Source organism: Acidisphaera sp. L21 (genome assembly GCF_009765685.1).
Taxonomy (GTDB): domain Bacteria; phylum Pseudomonadota; class Alphaproteobacteria; order Acetobacterales; family Acetobacteraceae; genus LMUY01.
The window spans coordinates 34,952-54,391 of the sequence record NZ_LMUY01000037.1; the positions used below are offsets into that span (position 1 = coordinate 34,952).

Genomic DNA, 19,440 nt, shown 5'->3' on the forward strand with positions numbered 1-19,440 from the left:
CCGGGGTCGCATCGGCGATGTCGATCTCCCCCGCTTCCAGCGCCGCGATACGGGTAGAGGCATCCGGGATGAAACGATGCACGATGCGTGCAACCTTCGACGGGCCCTTGTTGGTGTTGTACGATGGCGCCCAGTTATACGCGTCGAACCGGTCCAGCACGACGCGCTGCCCGTTCTCCCACGACGTGAACTTGAACGGCCCGGCGCCCACCGGCGCACGTGCGAACCCGGCATCGCCCAGCTTGCGCACCGCGGTCGGTGACACCGGCGCCAGCGTGCATTCGGCAAAGCTCGCCACCGCGGCGCCGAACGGGGAAGAGTATTTCACCCGTACCTGCGACGGGCTGATGACGTCGCACCCGGCATACGGCCCCAACTGCGTCACGGCACCTTCGCTGGCCAGCTTCGGATCGGCGATGGTGTCGAAGGTGAATTTCACCGCGTCGGCATCGAAGCGCGTGCCGTCGTGGAACTGCACGTCCTCGCGCAATTTCAGAATGACACTGCGACCGTCGGCCGCCGCCTCCCATCCGGTAGCCAAGCCCGGCAGCAATTTGTTGCTGCTGTCGCTGGCGACCAACGTATCGAACACTTGCGTCACAACCTGGTATTCGTGCCGCGAACTTGTGACCCGCGGGTCAAACGTGCGCGCGCCATTATCGTCCTCGCCCCAAGTGATCGTCAGCGGCTTGGCATCCTGCGCGGAGGCGCTGCGAATCGCGGGTGCCGCCAGCAGCCCGCCAACGACGGCGCGGCGTGTAAGGGGCAGACGGTCAGAAGCCATGCAACACTCTCCGGGGAATAAACCACCGGACAATGGGGGCAGCGATGGCATGAAGGCAATGCCTTCGGGTTGCCCTGGCACGAACTCTGCTACAGGTTGCCGACCAAACAGGGCTTGGAGATTCGATGTATTCCGTCGCGGGGTATTGCGACCGCTGGAGCGTTAAGCCCGGCCAAGCCATTCGCTTCATGGTCAGCAGCACCGATGATGCGCCGATCTCACTGCGGTTTCTGCGCCATCTATGTGCGGACCCAAATCCCAACGGCCCGGGGCTGCGCAATGTCGTGATGCCAAGCCCGCTGGACGGCACGCATCCCGCCCAATTCCAACCCGCATGGCTTGGCAGTTACGGTGTGGCGCAACGCGCGGTCACGCCGGGTGCGACGCTGGGGCTGGGCGTCACCATCTGGCCCACTGCCCCGGAAGCAGGGATGCAATCGCTGGTGACGTTGAGCGGAACAGGCTGGCAATTGGTGCTGGGCATCGACGCCGCCGGGGCATTTGCCGAAATCGACGGCACGCGTGTGAGTGTTGCCGCACCCATGCTCGACCGTCGCTGGTACGACATAGCGCTAACGATCGATGCGACTGGAAGTTTGCATTTGTCACAGCGCCCGCGGGATCCAGTGCCACTAGCGCATGAAACCGGGATCGCATCCGCCACAGTGCAAACGCTGCCAGCCGGCGCATGCCAAGTGATGGTGGCGGCAATGCCTGGTGAAACATCACCAGCGACGGCGAATTACAACGGCAAGCTGGAACGCCCGACGATCTGGCGGAACCGAACTGTGGATGCCGTGCTGAACGCACAACGCGATGCCATTCCGGCGATCGCGGCGGATCTGGTCGCATGCTGGGATTTCTCGATCGGGATCGACGGCTACCAGGCCACCGATATCGGCCCCGACGCCGCGCACGCCACACTCGTCGCACTACCAACCCGGGCGATGACAGGCGCCAATTGGACGGGCGAGGTGCACGATTGGAAGCACGCGCCCGAGCAATACGGCGCAATTCATTTCCACGATGACGATCAGGGTGATCTGGGCTGGGCACCCAGCTTCGAACTGAGCGTGCCGGCCGACTGGCCCAGCGGCTTCTACAGCGCCGAGATCAGCAAAGCAGGCGCCGTCGATCACATTCCATTCTTTGTCCGCCCCACTGCCGCGCGTGCCGCATTGGCGGTGCTGGTTCCGACCTTCACCTACCAAGTGTATGGCTGCTACGTTCGCCCCGGCCGCGGCACCGAGATCGCCGAGCGGGTCGCCGCATGGGGTGCCCTGGCGCAAACGCCGGACATGAACCGGCAGTTCGGCCTGTCCAGCTACAACTACCATTCGGACGGCTCGGGCGTCGCCATCACCAGCATGGCGCGCCCGATGCTGGACACGCGGCCGGTGCAAATGAGCCTGATGGACCCGTCGCCCAACGGCTCCGGCACCGGGCGCATCTGCTCGGACAGCTACATTGTGGATTGGCTGGACCGCGCGGGCATTCCGTTCGACGTGGTGACCGACCACGACCTGCACGAGGAAGGCGTGGCCCTGCTGCAGCCCTACCGCGCGGTCATTGCCACCCAGCACCCGGAATACCATTCGGATCGGATGATGCAGGCGCTGGAGGATTTTCAGGACCTCGGCGGTCGCTTCATGTATCTGGGTGGCAACGGCTTCTACTGGCGGGCCGAGCCGTCCGCCGCGGCCCCGCATGCGCTGGAGATTCGCCGGGCCGAGGGCGGTATTCGCGTTTGGGCAACCGAAGCGGGCGAGAGCTACCAGGCCCATGGCGGTGGATATGGCGGGTTGTGGCGCCGTATCGGCCGGCCGTCGCACCGGCTGGTCGGCATCGGCTTCTCCGTGCAGGGGCGCCATCTCGGCTTCCCCTACCACTTCACCGGGGGCATCACCGACCCGCGCGTGGCGTTCATGCTGGACGGGCTGGACGTGGCGCCGGGCCAAGTGTTCGGCGATGCCGGGTTCATGGGCGGCGGCGCCTCCGGCTTCGAACTGGACAGCGCCGACGTTCGCTACGGCACGCCGCCACATGCCCTGATCGTTGCCAAGGGCATCGTGATCCACCCCGACTACCTGCCCGTCAACGAGGACATGCTGGTCATTCGTCACCCTCGCCCGCACGAGGATTGGTCCTGCGCCGACATGGTCTTCTTCGAGACGAAAGCGGGGGGCGCCGTGTTCTCGGTCGGGTCCATGACTTATGTCGGCAGCCTGCCGGTGAATGGCTACGACAACACCCTCACCCGGCTGACCACCAACGTGCTTCGGCGGTTCCTCGACCCGGCGCCATTCGTCTGAGCAGGGTCATGTATTTAGGATTTTCCTACGTCGCCAGGCCCCATCGATGAGGGTCCGGCGGCTATTGCGCCCCTTTGCCGGGTTGATCCCGACGCTGCTGCTGACCTGGACGCTGGTGTTCGGCGCGCTGCAACTGGTGCCGGGTGACCCTGTGGAGTTAATGCTGGCCAACAGCCAGGCGAGCGAACAGGCGGTCGCGGCCACTCGGACGAAATTAGGCCTGGATCGGCCAGTTTGGCTGCAATACGTCACCTTCCTCGGCCATGCCGTCACCGGCGATTTCGGCAACAGCTTCCGCACGCGCGAACCGGTGACGAAGATGATCGGCGACCAACTGCCAGCCACGCTGTGGCTCTCCGCCGGTGGGCTGTTGTTCGGGCTGATCTTCGGCACGCTATTGGGCGTCGTCGCCGGACTACGACCGGATGGCTGGATCGACACGTCCATCATGACGATTGCTCTGGCTGGCGTGTCGATGCCGGGCTTTTGGGTGGCGATGCTGCTGATCCAGATCTTCGCCACCAGCCTCGGCTGGCTGCCAGTGTTGGGCAGCGGTCCTACGGCGTTGATCCTGCCCAGCATCTCCGTTGGGCTGTTCCTGGTGGGCGGTCTGGCACGGCTGGTGCGGTCGAGCTTGATTGAGGTTCTGGGCCAAGATTATGTGCGCACTGCGAGGGCCAAAGGCCTGCCGGAGGCACGGGTGGTGATCAAACACGCGCTGCGTAATGCCGCCATCCCGCCGCTGAGCCTCCTGGGCGTGCAATTTGCCCTGCTGATCGGCGGCGCAGTGGTAACGGAAACCGTCTTTGCCCGACCCGGCATCGGCGCAATGCTGGTCACTGCGGTGCTGGAGAAGGACTATCCCCTGGTGCAAGGGATCGCAGTCTGGACGACGGCGGCCTGCGTGTTGGTGAACCTCCTGATCGACCTGCTTTACACGATCCTCGATCCACGGGCGCGCTTGGTATGAAAACGTTTCGCCAGCTCTTTGGTAGCCCAGGCGCCGCGGTGGGCTTGCTAGTGCTCGTCATCGTTATCGGCGGCGCGATCATCGCCCCATTCGTGGCGCCCTATGATTGGAACGGCACAGGTGTCTGCCGGCGATTAGCTGCACCATCGGCAGCACACTGGTTCGGCTGCGACCTGTTTGGGCGCGACGTGTTCAGCCGAGTTCTCTATGGCGGGAGATATTCCCTCGCTATGGGGCTCTCTACCGTCGCCATCAGCACGAGTTTCGGTGGGCTGTTTGGCGTCATCATTGCCTACACCAAGGGCTGGACGGATCGGCTGGGTAGTCGCGGGATCGATATCATGCTGGGCTTTCCACCCATCCTGCTCGCTATCCTCCTCATTGCTATTTTTGGGGTAGGGCTGTTGAACGCCGCCCTCGCAGTCGGGCTAGCCAGCATTCCGCGATTCGCCCGGGTGATCCGCGGGGCAACGCTGTCCCTAACGACACTGGATTATGTGGAGGCCGCGCAGGCCATGGGCGCGCGGCATCTCCGCGTGGTGTGGCGGCACTTGCTGCCCAACTTGGCACCAACCATCATAGTGCTGGCGACACTTGATCTCGGCAACGCCGTTCTCTTCACGGCAACGCTGTCATTCCTGGGGCTCGGTGCGCAACCACCTACGCCGGAATGGGGCACGATGCTAAACGCGGGACGGGATTATATCCGCTACGCGCCGTGGACGATGATCTTCCCGGGTCTTGCCCTATTCCTGACTGTCATGGCCGTGAACTTGGTCGGCGACCGGCTGAGCCGTATCCTAGACCCTCGCCGGCGCGCCCGCTGACGGAGCAGTCCATTGACAGCTGTCAACGCCACGGCGTGATTGACAGCTGTCAATGCCCATCGGTAGACAGCGTGAGACACGCTTAAGCCGAGAGTTCGGGAAAGATTCCGTAGATGCGCGCAGAAGCAGAAGTGACGGTGCCTGCCGGGATCGACGATACCATCCGGGCCGACGCGCAAACCCTCAGCGCCGAGTTGTTCAACCTACGCGCCCGGTTGTTCCCGCCGAGCGCCGCCAAAGAGTTGCGCCACTTCACCAGTGGTGAGGCTGCTTCGCTCATTGGAGTAAGCGACGCCTATCTCCGCCAGATCTCGCTCGCCGGCGACGGTCCGGTGCCGCAGCAGGCCAAAGGTGGCCGCCGTTCGTATACGCTCGCCCAGATCAACGAACTGCGTGTCTATCTATCGAAGGAGGGCCGCGATTACCTACCCGCCCGCCGGGGCAAGGACCATCTGCAGGTCATCGCGGTCACCAACTTCAAAGGCGGCTCCGGAAAAACTACCACCTCCGCCCATCTGGCCCAGTATCTGGCCATGCAGGGGTTTCGGGTGTTGGCCGTGGATCTGGACCCGCAATCCAGCCTGTCGGCCCTGTTCGGCGTGCAGCCGGAGACGGATCTGGGCGAGAACGAAACCCTGTACGCTGCGATTCGGTACGATGACCGGCGCCGCCCGTTGCGGGAGGTGATCCGACCCACCTATTTCTCGGGCATCGATCTGGTGCCGGGCAATCTGGAACTGCAGGAGTTCGAGCACGACACCCCACGCGTTCTCGCCCGTGGCAAGCGGGGCGAACATGACCTGTTCTTCGCCCGGATCAAGGAAACCTTCGACAGCGTCGATGGGCAATACGACGTCATCGTGTTGGATTGCCCACCACAACTCGGTTTTCTGACGCTGGGCGCGTTGTGTGCGGCGACCGGCGTGCTGGTGACGGTGCATCCACAAATGCTGGACGTCGCCAGCATGTCGCAATTCCTGCTAATGACGGCGGACCTGCTCGGCGTCGTGCGCGCCGCTGGGGGTAATCTACAATACGACTTCCTGCGCTACCTCATCACACGATACGAGCCGCAGGACGGCCCGCAGACACAGATCGTCGCCTTTCTGCGCAACATGTTCGGCGAGCGGGTGCTGATCAATCCGATGCTGAAATCCACCGCCGTGTCGGATGCCGGGCTGACCAAGCAGACCCTTTACGAAATCAGCCGCCAAACCATTGGTCGCGCCACCTATGCAAGGGCCGTGGAGGCGCTGGACGCGGTGAACGGTGAGGTGGAAACCCTGATCAAACGCGCATGGGGGAGGGCACTCTGATGAAGCGAAAGGACATGCTGAAATCCGCCTTCGGCCCAGACCCGGCGCCGACACCCCCAACCACCACCCCCGCAACCGACCGGGTGCCGTCGGGCGCCGTGCGGGCGATGGGGCTCAGCCTCGGTCGCATCGGGGAAGACGCGGCCCGGGTCGCCACACTGGAGCAGCAGCTTGCCCGCGGCGAGATGGTGCAGGATCTGGACCCGGCGATCGTGGAACCGTCCTTCGTAGAGGACCGGCTGGCCCGCACGGCGGACCCGGATTTCCGACGCCTGGTCGAAAGTATCGGCGCCACCGGGCAGCAGGTGCCAATCCTGGTACGGCCGCATCCGGCCCGGCCTGGCGCCTACCAGGTCGCCTATGGGCATCGCCGCCTGAACGCCTGCACCGAACTTGGCAGGAAGGTAAAGGCGATCATCCGCACCCTCACCGATGCCGAATTGGTGGTGGCGCAGGGCAAGGAGAATGCCGAACGCCGCAACTTGTCCTTCATCGAGCGCGCGATGTTTGCCGCCCACTTGGAGCGGCAGGGGTTCGAGCGTGCCACCATTCAATCCGCGCTTTCGGTCCATCCGGCGGAACTGACCCGGTTTCTTGCCGTGTCTCGCAGCATTCCGACCGACATCATTCAGGCCATCGGACCTTCACCGCGCGCCGGGCGCCCGCGATGGATGGAACTGGCGAAGCTGTTGGAGGCCCCGGCGCAGCGCGAAAGCATGACACGGCTGACGACCCAGCCGTCGTTTCGCGGCGCCGGCACCGATGCACGGTTCGACCAGGCGATCGAAACCCTGCGCGCAGCGCCGGTGGAGACCGACGCTGCCCCAGCCCTCATCCGCGATCGCGACGGCCAGCCGGTGATTCGGGCCGAACGCAGCCCTCATACACTGCGGCTGGTGGTCGATTTGAAGGCCGCGCCGGGATTGGACGCACATTTACTCGCACTATTACCCGGCATCGTCGCCAGTTTCGGTGCGGAATGAGCATTCGGACCGTGGACTATTGCGATGCGCACCATTCTGCGGCTCTGGTGCGCCCATGATCTCGGGACCGTGGACTATTGCGAGACGATGGCGGCTCAGAGGCTTACCCGACTCGCTTCGAGCAAAATGGGAGCACCCGAGTCCCGACTTCCGCCGGACAATCACGGGCGTGGACTGTTGCGTGGCATGTGAGGACTGTTGCGATAAGCTGTAATAACGGAATCAGTGACTTAGGTCACATGTCCCGTGGACTGTTGCGTGCTTACTAATAGAGACTTCTAATATCGCTCAAATAGTATGGCTCGCAAAAGTCCACGACGACGAATTGGACCTGTTATGCCATGGTCTGTGCAGCCAATAGGTCAGGTGACGGAAGTGGGCACGGTTCATGATCTGATTGAAACGAAGGGACGCCATGGTGCGCTGAGCAGCGACCTGGATCGTCGAATCGTCGATGCTGCCGCTGCCTACATGGCCGACGAAGATAATGGGATCGGCTTCGTCTACTCCGGTTGGGCGCAGGCCGCCCTGCCGCATCGGCGGCTGAAGGACGACCAAGCCTGGCAAATCAACTCCGACAAGGTCAAGCTTCTGCTGGAGCCAGGTCGCCGCGCCTCCGACGATGGGGAGCCGGTTTGGGTGGGGGTTCCCTACGGGTCTCGTGCTCGGCTGATCATGTTGTATCTGCAAACCGAGGCGCTGCGAACGAACTCGCGCGAAATAGAGCTTGGCAAGTCGTTGCGGGATTGGCTGACCCGACTGGGCATTCCGATCGGCGGCAAATCTCTGCGTGACGTGCGCGAGCAGGCGGAGCGAATTTCCCGCTGCCGTCTCTCGTTCCACGTGCAGTCGGCGGGCCGCGCGGGGCTGGTGAACCAGAACATCGTAGACGCCGCCATGTTCGTGGACGCAGCGGATTCGGGGCAGGGGACGCTATTCCTGGAAACGGCACGCTTGTCCGAAACCTTCTACGAACAGCTCCGCAAACACCCGGTGCCGCTGGAGGAAGCCGCAATACGCGCCATCAACAACAACTCCATGGCGCTGGATCTGTATTGCTGGCTCGCCTACCGCCTGCACGTGCTCACTGCACCACGCCCCGTCACTTGGAAGGCCCTGATGGGCCAGTTCGGCACGGCCTATAAGGAGCAATTTCACTTCAAGCCGCGCTTCCTGGAGAACCTGCATCTGGCGTTGGCCGTGTATCGCGACGCCAAGGTGGATGTCGATGAGCGTGGCCTGATCCTTCGACCGTCCCGGCCGCCCGTGGCACCCAAGCAGGGCGGCTCGTCGCTGCGGTCGGCGTAAACATCGCCTCGCAAGAGTCCACGGGACAGCCATCGACCGAGGAACCCTGATATGTCGTCTGCTTCCTGGGAGGTGGGGACCGATATCGGCGGTACCTTCACCGATATCATCGCAATCGACACGACCACCGCGGAAATCCGCACCGCCAAGGTGCCTTCCCGCCCCGACGACCCGGTGCGGGCCATGTTGGAGGCGTTGGCTGCCGTCTCCCTGCAAACGACCGATGTCAAACGCTTCGTGCACGGCACCACCCGCGTCACCAACGCCCTGGTAGAGGAGCGACTGCCCCGCACCGCGCTGATCGCCACCGCCGGGTTCGAGGACGTGTTGGAGATTGGACGATATCGCCGGCAGGATCTGTATCGGCTGGATGTGCCGCCGAAATTGCCACCCTTGGTCCCTGCCGAACTGTGCTTCGGCCTGCAAGAAAGGCTTGACCATACTGGCGCGGTAATGCTCGCGCCCAGCGAGGCGGAACTCGCCCGGTTGGTCGATTGGGTGCTCGCGAGCCGGGTCGAAAGTGTCGCGATTTCGCTGCTGCACTCCTACGCCAACCCGGTGCACGAGCGGCTGGTGATGGAACGACTGCAAGGCGTCGTGCGGCACGTTTGTGTCTCCCACGAGATCAATCCAGAGGTGCGGGAGTATGAGCGCACTTCCTCCACCGTGTTCAACGCCGCCGCCATGCCGATCGCGGTGGAGTATCTGTCGGAGCTGGAAGAACAGCTTCCGATCGGCCCAGGGCTGCAGGTGTTTCACTCCGCGGGCGCGATGGTGCCGGTGGCGGTCGTGAAGAAGCGGCCCTTGGTGATGGCGATGTCCGGCCCGGCCGCCGGGGTATCCGCCTCCGCCAGCCTCGCCCGTGCACTGGGTCGACCGCGGGTGCTGACGTTCGACATGGGCGGCACCACAACCGACGTGTGCCTCATCGTGGATGGTGCGGCGGAGATGACGGACACCCGCACTATCGGTGGCCGCCCACTGCGCCAACCGATGCTGGCCGTGCATTCCATCGGCGCTGGTGGTGGCTCCATCGTGCATCTGGGACCAGGCGGGCTCAGCGTCGGGCCGCACAGCGCCGGGTCGGAGCCGGGGCCGGCCTGTTACGGGCGGGGCGGCACGCGGGCGACCATCACCGACGCCAATGCCCTGCTGGGCTATTTGGACCCGGCGACCCGGCTGGGTGGTTCCATCCAGCTGGACCTGGATGCGGCAGCATCCGTAATCGCCCCGATCGCCGACGCCTTGGGCGCCGCGCTGATCGAGACTGCACTCGGCATCATTCAGATCGCTAATGCTGCGATGGCGCGGGCGCTGCGCCGGGTAACGGTAGAACGCGGCGTGGACGGCCGGGATTGCGCGCTGCTGGCGTTCGGGGGAGGGGGGCCTATGCACGCGGTGGGCCTGGCCGAAATCTATGGATTGGCGGAGGTCATCGTGCCCACAGCGTCCAGCGCGTTCTCCGCCCTGGGCTGCCTCACCGCGGATTACAGCTTTCTGCAACAGCAGACCGTGCGCTATCGGCTAGACGAATTGGCGCCGGAGATTTTCGCGGCCCGAATGGAAGATCTAATGGCGCAGGTGACCCAGCCACTATTGGCCAACGGGATCGCGCTGAACGAGATCGTCACCGAGCATACTGCGCTCGTGCGCTATGCAGCACAAAGCGACGCAACGCCAATCGCCTTTACCATGCCTTTGAACCCGATGACGCTTGCTGCCGATTTCGCGCAGCGGCACCGCGAGTTGTATGGCTACGCGACATCGGAGCCGCTGGTCATCGAATCCCTCCGCGTGCAGGCGCGCAAACCGACAAATCCTCGGATTATCAAGCCCGGTCCCAGCCCGGTGCGGCCTTCATGCCAGCGGATCTGCCATTTTCCGGGCGCAACCAACCTGCAGACGGCAATCCTGGACCGGGGCAGCCTGGCCACCGTCACCGCCGGACCCGCCCTAATTTGCGACGCTTGGTCCACCGTCATGGTCCCGCCGGGCTGGCAGGCGCGGCCGAACGATATCGGTAATCTCTTTCTTACCCGGTGCGCAGCATGAGCACGCCCGACGCCTTTCTGGTGGAAGTAATCCGCCACGGCCTGTCCGCGACGGCGGAAGAAATGAGTTTGGTCCTTACCCGGTCCGCCCGTTCGCCATTGCTGCGGGAAGCTGGGGATCTATCCTCCGCCGTTACCGATGCAGAAGGTGGGTTGGTGGGGCAGGGGCGGGATATCCCTGTGCATCTCGGCGCCATGGCCTACACGGTGCGCGAGTTGCTGAAGGTCGTGCCGGCCGCGACGATGAAGCCCGGCGACGCGCTGATCTACAATATCGGTCCGCTCGGCGGTAACCATCTGAATGACGTGAAGGTGGTGCGTCCCGTGTTCGTGGATGGTGTGCTGGTGGCGTTCGCGCTGAGCCTGGCGCATTGGCCGGATATCGGCGGCACCTGGCCGGGCAGTTATTATGCCAAGGCCGTCGACACGTTTCAGGAGGCGATGCGCATCCCGCCGCTGCCGATCGCGGATGCCAACGGCGTCAACCGTGCGGTGCTGCAATTCATTTTGGCGAATGTGCGTGATCCGGTAGCGTGCGAGGGTGATCTGCTGGCTCAGATCGCCGCCACCGCCACGGCAGAACGTCGCATCCTGGAATTATGCGCGCGCCATGGCACCGACACTTTCATCCAAGCAATGCGCCGCCTGCACGATTTGTCGGAGGCAGAGATGCGCGCCGCAATCCTGGCTTTGCCAGATGGTGTGTACGAGGGCGAGGATTTCCTGGACGATGGCGGCCCGGACGATGCGCCCGCGCGCATCCACGTCCGCATCACCATTGCCGGCGACGAGGCGGAGTTCGACCTGTCCGGCAGCAGCGACCGGGTAGGCAATTTCTGCAACACCACGCCGTTCATCGCGCGCTCCGCCGTGGCCTATGCCGCGCGCATCATGAGTGGGCGGGACATGCAGCAGAATGACGGGGCGTTGCGCCCGCTGCGCATCATCACTCGCCCGGGTTCGATTTTCGAGCCGGGGTGGAACGCCGCCGTCGCAGCAGGCAATCACGAGACCTCGATGCGGATCGTGGATGCGGTCTTCAAGGCGATGGAAGACGTGATCCCCGAACGCCTCTCCGCCGGTGGGCCAGCCACTTCCGGCCTGTTGGCTTTGGCAGAACCAATGCCGGACCAGAGTTGGCGGATGCTGTACGAGGTGCACGGCGGCGGCGAGGGTGCGCGGCATGATCGACCCGGCGTGGCCGCGACGCGGGTACATTTGACCAACACGTCCAACACGCCTGCGGAGGTGATCGAGGCGAATTACGCCATCCGTGTCGAACGCCAGGCGATCCGTCGCGGCGCGGGCGGCGGCGGGCAACATCGTGGCGGCGATGGCGTGATCCGAAGCTACCGCGTACTGGCGCCTACGATGTTCCTCACCAGTTGTGTGGAGCGGATGACGATCCCGCCCTACGGCCTGGCGGGCGGACTGCCGGGCAAACCCTTCGCGTTGTGGCTGGATCGGAACGGCAAACGCACCGCCATCTCCGGGAAGACCAACATGGTGCTGCAATATGACGACGTGCTGACCCTGGAGAGTTGCGGCGGCGGCGGGTATGGCACTCCCGACACCTAAGTAGTGAGGCCGAGTCGATGCAGCCTGTTGCGATCGTCACCGGAGGCACGCACGGGATCGGTCGCGCCACTGCGGAAACATTGGTGGCTGCCGGCTGGCAGGTCGTAGTACAGGGTCGCAGCATTGATGCGGGCGAAACGCTTGCGGCATCTCACCCGCACATCCACTTCGTCCCCGGTGACATCATCGAGCCAGCCGTCGTCGACAGTCTGGTGTCCCGCGCGGAGGCGCTGGGCGATGGGCGCATCGCGGGGTTGGTGAACAACGCGGGCAAGGGATTTCGGCGCGCCTTTGCCGGGTCCAGTCTGGCGGACTGGGACGATGTGTTCGCCGTCAACACCCGCAGCGCTTTCATGGTGACGCATCGTGCGCTTGCAGGGCTGCGGGCAGGGCAGGGGTCGGTCGCCTTCGTCGCCTCCGTGGCTGGGGCTGGGGGCGAGGAGGATCTGTCGATCTATTGTGCATCCAAGGCGGCGCTCATCGGCCTCGCAAAAGCCCTTGCCGTCGAGCTGGGGCACGAGGTGCGGTTCAACGTCGTCTGCCCCGGCCAGATCGCCACGCGGATGATGGCCCGGGTACTGGCCGACCCGGCGTTGCAGTCGGCGGTGTCGGCGCGCATTCCGATGCGGCGGATGGGCGAGCCATCGGAGGTGGCCGACGTGCTGGCCTGGCTGCTGTCGCCGGGATCGAGTTACGTGAACGGCGTGGTGTTCGCCATCGACGGCGGGGAGACAGCCGGGATCAAGGGTCCGCCGCCGGTCGTTTGAATGGATTCAAATAAGGCTGGTTTTCTCCGGCGATATTTGTCAAATTGCTGTTCATGATATGTTCCGGCATTCGATTCTGGATGTCCGATAGTACGAGGCGATAATGGCGCGCATTAGCAAGGCGGAGCACCCCCGGATCCTGCAAATGGTCGACGAGGAACACCGCAAGGTGCCCGAGGTCGCGGCCGAGTATGGCTGCACCCCGGCCAACATCTATGCCTTGCTCGCCAAACTGCGCCGCGCCAAGCCACAGGCAGAGGCAGAACCTGGGCAGGTTGAGGCCGCCGTGGAAGCCGCAGCCGAGCCCATCGTCGCCTCGGTCGAGCCGGTTGATTTGTTCGAGGCTGCGGCGGTCGAGGCACCGCCAAAGGCTGCATCCAAGCGGCGCAGCAAGACGGCGCCGGCCATAGTGCCCGACGCCCCGGCGCTAGTCCTCGCTGTTGCCGAGCCTGTGGCACCGGCAGCCCCGCCCCGCCCGGCGCCAGTGTCTGCAACCGTGACGGATCTGCCTCGGCGTGGCGCCGCGAAGGGCGGCGGCTTGGGCGCATCTTTGGCCAAACCCGGCTTCGGTCTGATGATGCGTACCGCCGATGGGGACGAGAACCTGACGCCTTTCCGCTCACTGGAAGACCTGTTGTCGGCGGTAAAGCCGATTTTGCGTGCGTCTGCTCGCAGTCCCGATGCAGTCTGGTTCTCTATCCAGCAGATCGACCTGTCTGCCTTGGACAGCGACGCCGCCTGAGAGCCGTAAAAATAGCGGCATCACGGCAACCAAAGCTTGCCTCCGCCCTCAACCTAATCTCGCCATGGCTGTTTGCGGCCGCGTGCGAGGAGCGGCGGCAACCCCACCTCACCGATCGCTGGCGCGGCCCAAACCTTCGGATCGTCCTACGGTTGCGCATGTTAGGGTCAACCGGATGAAATTTTGCGCTGAGTAGGGCGTCCCCGCGCCCGATATAGGTTAGCCTGCGATCACCGGGTCGTCCGGCATAACATCGCGGCGGGGTTTTTACGTGGTCAAGGTTCCTCCAGGCGTCGGCCCGAAAAATTCGCAAGTCCTTATTCTCGTTGGGGCAACGGGGGATCTCGCTCAGCGCAAATTGCTGCCGGGCTTGTTCCATCTGGCCCGAGGCGGCTTCATCCCGGGGTGCCGGATCATCGGCGTGTCGCTGGACCAGTTGGACGCAGACGGTTTTCGCCGCCTGGCGCGGGAGGCGCTGAACCAGTTTTCCACCCGCAAGGTGCACGAGGAAGACTGGCCCGCCTTCGCAGAGACGCTGGATTACGTGCCGATCGCCGCCGGCCCAGACGCGCTGCGCGCAGCAGTGGAGTCGGCGGAGCGGATGCTGGGCGGCGACACCAGCCGGGTACATTACCTCAGCGTGCCACCCAATGCCGCCCTATCCGCCGTGCGGTTGCTGGCGGAGGCGGGCCTGGTGGAACGCTCCCGCGTGATCATGGAAAAGCCGTTCGGCACCGACTTGGCCAGTGCGGTGGCGCTCAATGCCAAACTGCACGAGGTGTTTGCAGAGGAACAGATCTTCCGCATCGACCATTTCCTGGGCAAGGAGCCGGCGCAGAACATTCTTGCCTTCCGCTTCGCCAACGGGTTATTCGAGCCGATCTGGAACCGCAATTTCATCGACCACGTGCAGATCGACGTGCCGGAGACGCTGGGGCTAGGCAAGCGGACCGGGTTCTACGAGGCGACGGGGGCGTTCCGGGACATGGTGGTGACGCACCTGTTTCAGGTGCTCGCCTTCATGGCGATGGAGCCGCCGACCGCGTTGGAACCGGTTTCGATCAGCGAGGAAAAAAACAAGGTGTTCCGTAGCATGGTGCCGCTGGACCCGAAGGACGTCGTTCGTGGGCAATATGTTGGCTACCTAGCGGAAGAAGGCGTCGATCCGGAATCCGATACCGAGACGTTCATCGCGCTGAAGTGCCACATCGACAATTGGCGCTGGGCCGGCGTGCCGTTCTTCCTGCGCACCGGCAAACGCCTGGCGGAGGGCCAGCGCATCATCTCCATCGCGTTCCGTGAGCCACCGAAAAGCATGTTCCCGATCGGCTCCGGCGTTGGCGCCCAGGGACCGGACCATCTCACGTTCGATCTGGCCGATGCGTCCAAACTGTCGCTGTCCTTCTATGGCAAGCGGCCTGGTCCGGGGATGCGGCTGGACAAGCTCAGCCTGCAATTCGCGATGAACGACACGGGGCGCATCGATGATGTGCTGGAGGCGTATGAAAGGCTGATCCTGGACGCCATGCGCGGCGACCATACGTTGTTCACCACCGCCGAAGGGATCGAGCGGTTGTGGCAAGTGTCGACCCCGTTGCTGGAGACGCCGCCGCCGGTTCGGTTGTATTCACCGGGCTCGTGGGGACCAAAATCTATTCACCAACTCGTCGCCCCGCATGCCTGGCGCCTGCCGTTCGAGCGTGCTTGGCGTGCACCCGCGACTGGCGATTGAGGCGCGCTGAAACAATTGGTCATAGGTGAAACAAGTGGCGACACTCCCTGAGAGTGACAGACCGAGTTGTTCGCCCTCAACGGCGAAAGCTGTCTCGTAACGAGGCGTATGCAAGTCGCCGTCGACTGAATTTGGTTTTGCGAACGCGCGTTAAGCGGCCCTCATTGCTGGAAATTCATCACGGCTTGGAACTGTCAAGCGATTTTACGTGTTCTGTTGCAACGCATTGACTATATGCGGACCACGATCACCAACGATCGACATGGAGTCGCACACGATCATGGCTAAAGCAGAGACGACAACAAATCGCTCCCCCCGCGGCGCAAAGCCAGTGAGCCAGGCTTTCTTCACCGCGCTCGACAGCATTCCAGAGGCGTCGCGGGACGCCGTTGCGAAGGCCGCACTGGTGATGATGCGCGACGGGTTGAAGTTGCAGCGCGAGAAGACCAAGGCAGCAGCGGTTAAGGAAAAGGCTACCGCGGCGAAGACCAAGGCCGCTGCCGCCAAGGAAAAGCCCGCAGCCAAGCCTGTCGCCAAGAAGGCGGTTGCGAAGAAGCGCGTTGCCAAGGCGAAGCCTGTTGCGGCGGTTGCCGAAGCACCGGCGGCACCTGCAAAGCGTCGTGGCCGCAAGCCAGCGGCAGTTCCCGCCGCTGCCTAATGACCAAACTGGTGGCGCCCAACGGCGCCACCAGAGCCTACGGCGCCAGGTACCTCAGCGCCTCAGGCGTTTTACGGAAGCTGATGGCCATGCGGTTCATTAGGTTCATCAGCCCGATGGCGACCGTGAGGTCGACGAGTTCTTTTTCGCCAAATACGCCCGCCGCTGCGGCATAATCTGCGTCCGGCACGTCAGTAGCAGCGACCCGCGTCACCGTTTCCGCCCAGGCGAAAGCCGTTCGCTCGCGCTCATCGAAGAGCGCGCCGGCTTCCCGCCATACCGGCACCAGCGCAAGCGCCTCAGCAGATAAGCCGCCTCTGAGCAAGTCGCGTGAGTGCGAGTCTATGCAGTAGGCGCAACCGTTGATCAGCGACACGCGCAGATAGACCAGGTCCACCAGCCTCTTCGGCAGGTCGCATTGCGCGACATAGCCATAGACGCCACCCATCGCCTTCACGGCGCCCGGCGCAATGGTCTTGTAGTCAATCCTTTCGCTCATTTTCGTCTTCCTCCCACGTTAAGATAGCGGCTTGACGTCCCGTCTCCTCTGCGGGACGGGTGAGGCTACAGGCCCAATTTCCCCGCCGGGCTGTCCGTATTCAGTTTGGCACGACGGACATAGGTGCGCATGGTCGTGAGGCTGCGATGCCGCGTGTGGCCCATGATCTCCTCGTCCGGCACGCCGTTCTTATAGGCAGTGGTTACGAACCCAGCCCGCATCCCGTGGGGGGTGATCGGTTCCCAGATGGTGCCCTTCATCCCAGCCAGCGCCGCGCGCTTCTTCAGGATCTGGCGAACCGCATCCGGGTCTAGCCGTCCGATATGCACCACGCCCCAACGATCGACCTTGCGAAATAACGGACCAGATTGGATGCCCGCACGCTCCGTCCATCGGGTGAAGGCGGCCACCGGGCACGTAGCGGGATGGCGCCCGTAGGACAGCCCAATCTCCGCCCCAGCGCCTTCCTTGTCGGTCTTCGACCGCGTGATGAGCAGGCGAAGACCTTCCGTGGTCTTCGTCACGTTCTCGATATCCAGCCCAACCAATTCGGATCTGCGAAGCGCGCCAGCGAAGCAGATGAGGAAGATCGCCTGGTCGCGTGTACCGGCCATGTCGTCGCCGCAGGCGGCGACGAGGCGCTTGATATCTGCCGTCGTCAATGCGGCTGCGCGGCGTGGCGGCTCGCCATGGGTGCGGGCGATTCCACGCAGCGTTTCGCGAATGGCCGGGTGCCGCGTGTCCAGCGGTTCCTTCGCAATGCGGTGTGCCCGGGCGATCGCTGCGACCCGGCGCCGTAAGGTGGATAACGCGTAGCCTCGCCCGGCATCTGCCAGATACGCGCCGACGATCTCTGGCGCGGCCGGCATCGGCGTCAGCTTGCGCTCCATGCACCAGGCCTTGAAGTTCTCCAGATCGGTCTTGTAAGCCCGCAGCGTGGCGGGTGCGTCGGCAGCGGATTGATAGGTTTGCGACCGCGCCAATGAGCGCGCGACGCTCAGCGTCATAGGTGTTTCGCTGTTTTCAGCCCGCCGAACCGGCACTTTTGCTGTTGGCAGAGGCGCCTTGGAGATGCGTGTCATGACAGGATTTGCGCTCGACGCGCCATGTGTGTCAAGTCGCAGGAAGGGGCCTTATCACGTATTGCTGCAGGGTTGTGTCTGGCCCCAATCTCAATAGTGTCGCTGGCAACAGGCAGCAGGAACCGTCCACTATGTCGAATGCCCCGGCGTCTGTCTGCACCTCCGCCGAAGGCCGCGCAATCGCCCAACGCATGGAGCAATTCGTGCGCAACGTCATCATCCCGTATGAGGCGGACCCGCGGCGGGATGCGCACGGGCCGACCGATGGGCTGGTGCAGGAGATGCGGGCGAAGGCGCGTGAGCACGGGCTGTTGACGCCGCACATCCGTCCAGACGGTAGCCATCTCAGCCATCAGGACACGGCAATCATCCTACGCGCGTCTGGCCTGTCAATGCTGGGCCCGCTGGCGGTGAACGTCGCCGCCCCCGACGAGGGCAACATGTTCCTGCTGGGCCGCATGGCCGGGCCGGAGCAGAAGGCGCGGTTCCTGGAGCCACTGGTGGCGGGTCACGCTCGCTCCGCCTTCCTGATGACGGAGCCAGCGACAGAGGGTGGTGCTGGATCGGACCCATCGATGATGCTGACGACGGCGCGGCCGGATGGAAACCATTGGGTGGTGAATGGGCGCAAGGCGTTCATCACGGGAATGGCTGGCGCCTCGGTCGGCATCGTCATGGCACGTAGCGAGGAAGGCGCCACCATGTTCCTCGTGAACTTGCCGATGGACGGTATCCGGATCGAGCGCGTGTTGGATACGATGGACAGCTCGATGCCCGGCGGCCACGCCATCGTCGTGTTGGACAATGTGCGGATCCCTGCCGACCAGATGCTGGGCCATAGCGGGGAGGGCTTCAAATACGCCCAGGTTCGCCTGGCACCGGCACGGTTGACGCATTGCATGCGTTGGCATGGTGCAGCGACGCGGGCGCAGGAAATCGCCACCGAATACGCCGTTCGTCGCCAGGCCTTCGGCAAACCATTGATTGATCATGAGGGTGTCGGCTTCATGTTGGCCGACAATCTCATGGACCTGAAACAGGCCGAATTGATGATCGACTGGTGCGCCGGCGTGCTGGATAGCGGCGCGCCGGGCACAATCGAATCCTCGATGGCGAAGGTGTCAGTCTCGGAGGCGCTGTTTCGGGTCGCCGATCGCTGCGTGCAAGTGATGGGCGGCACTGGAATAAGCGGCGACACCATTGTCGAGCAGGTGTTCCGCGAAATCCGCGCCTTCCGGATCTATGACGGCCCGACGGAAGTCCATAAATGGTCGCTGGCGAAGAAGATCAAGCGCGACACGGTGACCAAAATTGGCCTGCGCTAGCTCAGTGGGCGCCTCGCAACGCGGCGCCGCAGCGAATTGGCTTCGCGCTGCAATCGCTGCAGCCCCTGCATGGCAGTCGGCATCTCGCCGAATTGCTGCGCTCGTACCAATGTTTGGATGAGCGCGTTTTGTTCGATCAATTGTTGTTCGACGTTCGCCAGGGACGCGACCAGTTCGTTCGGGCTGTCGATCACGTGAGGTCTCCGGCTAGGATGCAGGTCGGTAACGCTTCGTGTGGCAATTGTTTCCCTGGAGGAGGGTTGGAATGAGCAACACGACATTGCCGCACGGCGTTGGTCATAATGGTGGACCCACGCTGGAGGACGATGACCCGGCGGGCTGGCGGCTGTGGTGTTGGCGGCGGGCGAAGCGGCGTGCCTGGTGCGCCCCGCGCGAGGTGGCGCTGCGTCGATTGAACCGGGCGGAGGCATTGGGCATGACCTATCGCGAGTACACGCTGGAAATCCTGGAGCGTGGGCGGCACCTGTAGGTCCCGTGCAGTTTAG

The 19,440-nt window shown here is 63.8% G+C and carries 18 protein-coding genes; 14 read left to right on the forward strand and 4 right to left on the reverse strand.

The genetic code is table 11. The annotated features are described in order from the left end of the window. Nucleotides 1-784 (reverse strand): ABC transporter substrate-binding protein (locus tag GSQ76_RS08935; RefSeq protein ID WP_254070320.1); only part of this gene is annotated, 784 nt, incomplete at its 3' end. Between the two features lie 125 nt (nt 785-909). Between GSQ76_RS08935 and GSQ76_RS08940 the strand changes: the two genes are divergently transcribed. The 12 genes from GSQ76_RS08940 (at nt 910) to GSQ76_RS08995 (ending at nt 16,028) form a co-directional block, all read left to right on the forward strand. Next, nucleotides 910-3,096, forward strand: coding sequence for a N,N-dimethylformamidase beta subunit family domain-containing protein (locus GSQ76_RS08940; RefSeq protein WP_158743564.1), 2,187 nt, complete (start codon nt 910-912; stop codon nt 3,094-3,096). A gap of 46 nt (nt 3,097-3,142) precedes the next feature. Continuing rightward, nucleotides 3,143-4,066: an ABC transporter permease gene (locus GSQ76_RS08945; protein ID WP_158743565.1), complete on the forward strand. Its 924-nt coding sequence runs from the start codon at nt 3,143-3,145 to the stop codon at nt 4,064-4,066. After that, nucleotides 4,063-4,893, forward strand: a complete 831-nt coding sequence (locus GSQ76_RS08950; protein WP_158743593.1) for an ABC transporter permease — start codon at nt 4,063-4,065, stop codon at nt 4,891-4,893. The genes GSQ76_RS08945 and GSQ76_RS08950 overlap by 4 nt, the downstream gene beginning before the upstream one ends. 113 nt (nt 4,894-5,006) lie before the next feature. After that, complete coding sequence (repA, locus tag GSQ76_RS08955; RefSeq protein WP_158743566.1) at nt 5,007-6,209, forward strand: plasmid partitioning protein RepA; 1,203 nt, start codon at nt 5,007-5,009, stop codon at nt 6,207-6,209. Beyond that, nucleotides 6,209-7,192 carry a plasmid partitioning protein RepB gene (gene repB / locus GSQ76_RS08960; RefSeq protein WP_158743567.1) on the forward strand — a complete coding sequence of 328 codons (984 nt, stop codon included), beginning with the start codon at nt 6,209-6,211 and terminating at the stop codon, nt 7,190-7,192. The genes repA and repB overlap by 1 nt, the downstream gene beginning before the upstream one ends. Nucleotides 7,193-7,567: 375 nt before the next feature. Beyond that, nucleotides 7,568-8,500: a replication protein RepA gene (locus GSQ76_RS08965; protein ID WP_174247314.1), complete on the forward strand. Its 933-nt coding sequence runs from the start codon at nt 7,568-7,570 to the stop codon at nt 8,498-8,500. 51 nt (nt 8,501-8,551) lie between these two features. Further along, nucleotides 8,552-10,552 (forward strand): hydantoinase/oxoprolinase family protein, encoded by a 2,001-nt coding sequence (locus GSQ76_RS08970; RefSeq protein ID WP_158743569.1) that lies wholly within the window; start codon nt 8,552-8,554, stop codon nt 10,550-10,552. Further along, on the forward strand, nt 10,549-12,129 hold the full coding sequence (locus GSQ76_RS08975) for a hydantoinase B/oxoprolinase family protein (protein WP_158743570.1): 1,581 nt from the start codon (nt 10,549-10,551) through the stop codon (nt 12,127-12,129). Before GSQ76_RS08970 ends, GSQ76_RS08975 begins: the two co-directional genes overlap by 4 nt. 17 nt (nt 12,130-12,146) lie before the next feature. Beyond that, nucleotides 12,147-12,896 carry an SDR family NAD(P)-dependent oxidoreductase gene (locus GSQ76_RS08980; protein ID WP_158743571.1) on the forward strand — a complete coding sequence of 250 codons (750 nt, stop codon included), beginning with the start codon at nt 12,147-12,149 and terminating at the stop codon, nt 12,894-12,896. A gap of 103 nt (nt 12,897-12,999) precedes the next feature. Continuing rightward, nucleotides 13,000-13,638: a hypothetical protein gene (locus GSQ76_RS08985; protein ID WP_158743572.1), complete on the forward strand. Its 639-nt coding sequence runs from the start codon at nt 13,000-13,002 to the stop codon at nt 13,636-13,638. A 271-nt stretch (nt 13,639-13,909) separates the two neighbouring features. Next, nucleotides 13,910-15,370, forward strand: a complete 1,461-nt coding sequence (gene zwf, locus GSQ76_RS08990) for a glucose-6-phosphate dehydrogenase (protein WP_158743573.1) — start codon at nt 13,910-13,912, stop codon at nt 15,368-15,370. Between the two features lie 331 nt (nt 15,371-15,701). Then, the gene (locus tag GSQ76_RS08995) at nt 15,702-16,028 is read left to right on the forward strand and encodes a hypothetical protein (RefSeq protein WP_158743574.1); all 327 of its coding nucleotides are present in this window, start codon (nt 15,702-15,704) and stop codon (nt 16,026-16,028) included. Nucleotides 16,029-16,065: 37 nt separating this feature from the next. On the opposite strand, the gene GSQ76_RS09000 is transcribed toward GSQ76_RS08995, so the two are convergent. Both GSQ76_RS09000 and GSQ76_RS09005 read right to left on the reverse strand, forming a co-directional pair. Then, a complete protein-coding gene (locus tag GSQ76_RS09000) occupies nt 16,066-16,527 on the reverse strand; it encodes a carboxymuconolactone decarboxylase family protein (protein WP_158743575.1) in 462 nt (153 codons plus the stop codon). Nucleotides 16,528-16,592: 65 nt separating this feature from the next. Beyond that, on the reverse strand, nt 16,593-17,534 hold the full coding sequence (locus GSQ76_RS09005; protein ID WP_158743576.1) for a site-specific integrase: 942 nt from the start codon (nt 17,532-17,534) through the stop codon (nt 16,593-16,595). Between the two features lie 206 nt (nt 17,535-17,740). Here GSQ76_RS09005 and GSQ76_RS09010 point away from each other — a divergent pair, with 206 nt between their 5' ends. Beyond that, on the forward strand, nt 17,741-18,934 hold the full coding sequence (locus GSQ76_RS09010; RefSeq protein WP_158743577.1) for an acyl-CoA dehydrogenase family protein: 1,194 nt from the start codon (nt 17,741-17,743) through the stop codon (nt 18,932-18,934). On the opposite strand, the gene GSQ76_RS09015 is transcribed toward GSQ76_RS09010, so the two are convergent. Beyond that, nucleotides 18,931-19,128, reverse strand: a complete 198-nt coding sequence (locus GSQ76_RS09015; RefSeq protein WP_158743578.1) for a hypothetical protein — start codon at nt 19,126-19,128, stop codon at nt 18,931-18,933. The two genes, GSQ76_RS09010 and GSQ76_RS09015, sit on opposite strands and share 4 nt — an antisense overlap. 71 nt (nt 19,129-19,199) lie before the next feature. On the opposite strand from GSQ76_RS09015, the gene GSQ76_RS09020 reads away from it, so the two are divergent. Continuing rightward, on the forward strand, nt 19,200-19,424 hold the full coding sequence (locus tag GSQ76_RS09020; RefSeq protein ID WP_158743579.1) for a hypothetical protein: 225 nt from the start codon (nt 19,200-19,202) through the stop codon (nt 19,422-19,424). Nucleotides 19,425-19,440 lie beyond the last annotated feature (16 nt).